Raw genomic sequence first — 3,177 nt, 5'->3', positions numbered from 1 at the left:
CATATGTAAGTGGTGATATATTCAGAATAAATCCAAGTTTCAGAAAAATTCCAGATTCTGTTGTTATAATAGGTGGCGGATACATTGGCCTTGAAACAGCATCATTTTTATCAATCCTTGGTTCCAGGGTAAAACTGGTTGAGGTAAAGGACAGAATTCTTATAGATATGGATAAGGAAATTATTGATAAGCTCTATCCCCTGCTGCCGGAGATGGATGTTTATTTTAATAATGAGGTTAAATCAATAGAAAAGGTCAATGAAAGGTATAAGGTTAATTTGTTACAGGATAATGGTAACAGGGAGAGCATTTATGCTGATGCGGTAATAATGGCAACAGGTCGTGAACCTGTTTTCCCGGATGGACTTGATAAAATTGGAATAGTATATGATAGACATGGCATAAAGGTAAATTCTGGAATGCAGACGAATATAAAAAATATTTATGCCACAGGGGATGTGAATGGCATTACACCGTTATTCCATGCGGCAAAACGCCAGAGCCTGGTTGCGGCCCATAATATAATGTCTGATGGAAAATTAACTGATTACTATGACCCATTAAGTGTGCCGTATACATTATATACCATACCACAGATGTCCTATGTTGGCATTACACCTGAATATGCCATAAGAAATAATATTGAATACACAGAGGTTAAATATGATCTGAAGGAGGATACACTTGCCGAGGCCTTTGATGAAATGTACGGAGAAATAACATTGCTTGTTGACAAACGTATGAAAATTATAGGTGGTTATGCAATAGGAAACGATGCAGGGAACGTCATTAATGAAATAGCACTTGCAGTTAAAAATGGCCTTACAGCAAGGGATTTTGCAGAGATGGCACACCAGCACCCAATGACGTTTGAGGGGCTTGATACCGCTGCGAGAAAACTATTTTAAAGACATAACTTTTTATAAATTCTTTTAATTTCATTTAACGGTATGCCTATCCATGATGGCCTGTTTTTAATTTCATATAATAGTTCATATGAGGCTTTTTGAAGCAAAAAGAGGTCAATGGAGTTAAATAAATACTCTGGCATAATACCGATACTGCACATCACATTTTTATATGCATTTACGAATTTGACTGAAACATTGTCTAATATCTCATTTATATCATCGGGCCTGATGCATGATGATGAATAAATAAGGTAGCTCAATGATCTGAGCATGCCCGCAACATCTCTCAGGGGTATCTGCCTTACTGATCTTTCTGAAAGTTTTCTAAGGGGCTCTCCCTCAAAATCAATAACATAGTACTTTTCTGAATATATTATCTGGCCCAGATGATAATCACCATGTATCCTTATCTTATATATACCGGTGTAATCGAGACTTTTTATCATAATATTTAATTTATTTTTTAAACTTTCTATAATGCTATCTTCTATAAGTCCAGATTCTCTCAGATTATTAATTGTTTCTTCCATAACAGAATAAAAATCATCCATGGTGGCCAGAACTGGAATAAAATCCTCCTCACCTGAATAAAAAAGTACCCTGTGCATCCTTCCTGTTAATGTTCCAAGGTCACCTGCCATTCCAGTTAAAAAACCTTTTATTTTTTTCTCCAGTTCACTGTAATCTGAGGCCTCACTGCATATAGATGATATTTTTTTATTTGAATATGACCATAAATCTATTGAATTATAAATATATTCTGATATATTTATTAAGTAAATATTCCCGGAACGTGATGTGTAAACGGCATATCCCATGGGTGCAGGCACATTATCAAATCCATTTTTTATCAATACAACAGACATTCTTATATCAGGGTTCTCACCATACTGAAGAAATCTGTAATTTTTGCAGATTATATTTCCCATGATGAATGAACTGTTACTCTGTTCTGCCTTTATTGTCGCAAAATTGTCAGAATTGTTAAAATTGAAAAACTGTGTTTTTATGAATCCTAAAATGCCATTTTTTCCCTTTAATTCAATTTCAGACATGAATAGCCTTAAAATGGCATCTGCATAATCTTTGGAATAAAATGCATCATAAATTTTATTGTTATCCTGGCAGGAAATTAAAATTTCTCCGGAGCCTATGCTAACAGGGAAATAATAAAGATAATTGCCCATATTTGTCTGGAATTTTAATATCAAAAGTAGAAAATTATCAACATTAAATGAATCATAAACACTTACACCTGTAATTTCATCATTTTTATTTGAAAACCACCTCCGTGATTTTATATAATTTATTACCTCATTATTTAAGATTGATTCAGGATTGATCATAATCATCCACCAGGTCAAATGAATCGTCACGTTCGGGCACTATTAAATTAAACCAGAAAAATGACCTTGGGGTCATTGTGATGAAATAATTTAGGTCACCTATTCTTGGAAATGCTGCCTTTGTTATGGCCTCTATTGGCTTCAATCCTGCATATTCATGCAAATCTAGTTCAACATAGGTTGGACTTCTGGAGAGGTTAAAAAGGCATAGCATTCTCTGGTTTTCATATTCCCTTATATAAACAAGAACCCTTTTGTTTTTCTGATTTATAAATTTGATTGACCCCCTGCCAAGAAGTTCCTTGTAATCCTTTCTTATATTGATTATTTTGATCATCCATTTTAATAACGATGAATTCAGCCGCATCTCGGCCTCAACATTTACGCTCTCATAATTATAATTTGGATTTGTAATGACGGGTGAGTAAAGTTCCTCGGAATCTGCGGTTGAGAATCCAGCATTTCTATCATATGACCACTGCATGGGCGTCCTTACACCGTTTCTGTCACCCAAATAAATATTATCACCCATGCCTATCTCATCACCGTAATATATAATTGGCGTTCCAGGCAGTGAGAATATTAATGCATTAAGGAGTTCTATTGTATTTATATCATTATCCACAAGGGGTGCAAGCCTGCGCCTGATTCCAAGATTAAGCCTCATTTTTGGCAGCTTGGCATATTCCCTGAACATTATATCCCTTTCGGCATCAGTAACCATTTCGAGTGTGAGCTCATCATGGTTCCTTAAAAACGTGCACCAGTCGCAGTTATCTGGAACCGGAAGCGTCTGGTTTATAATATCCTCTATCGGATAATAATCCCTTTTTGCAAGTGCAATAAAAATTCTTGGCATCAATGGAAAATTAAATGCCATATGGAATTCATCCCCATTGCCAAAATATGCCCTTGCATCC

General features: G+C 35.3%; 3 protein-coding genes. 1 reads left to right on the top strand and 2 read right to left on the bottom strand.

Translation table 11 applies throughout. The annotated features are described in order from the left end of the window. Positions 1-908 (top strand): FAD-dependent oxidoreductase (locus AOG54_RS02170; RefSeq protein ID WP_055032349.1); only part of this gene is annotated, 908 nt, incomplete at its 5' end. On the opposite strand, the gene AOG54_RS02165 is transcribed toward AOG54_RS02170, so the two are convergent. Both AOG54_RS02165 and AOG54_RS02160 read right to left on the bottom strand, forming a co-directional pair. Continuing rightward, the gene (locus tag AOG54_RS02165) at positions 905-2,257 is read right to left on the bottom strand and encodes a hypothetical protein (RefSeq protein ID WP_156318808.1); all 1,353 of its coding nucleotides are present in this window, start codon (positions 2,255-2,257) and stop codon (positions 905-907) included. The two genes, AOG54_RS02170 and AOG54_RS02165, sit on opposite strands and share 4 nt — an antisense overlap. Further along, positions 2,244-3,177: alpha-glucosidase C-terminal domain-containing protein (locus tag AOG54_RS02160; protein ID WP_201779306.1), on the bottom strand; the 934-nt coding region annotated here is incomplete at its 5' end. The genes AOG54_RS02165 and AOG54_RS02160, both read right to left, overlap by 14 nt.

Origin of the sequence: Acidiplasma aeolicum (assembly GCF_001402945.1) — an archaeon.
Classification (GTDB): Archaea; Thermoplasmatota; Thermoplasmata; order Thermoplasmatales; family Thermoplasmataceae; genus Acidiplasma; species Acidiplasma aeolicum.
Note: the sequence above shows the minus strand (reverse complement) of the source record. Positions and strands in the feature narration are given on the sequence as shown.

Coding starts and splice junctions, on each gene's coding strand:
- AOG54_RS02165 (WP_156318808.1), bottom strand. CDS start 2,257: ATGATCAATCCTGAATCAATCTTAAATAATGAGGTAATAAATTATATA.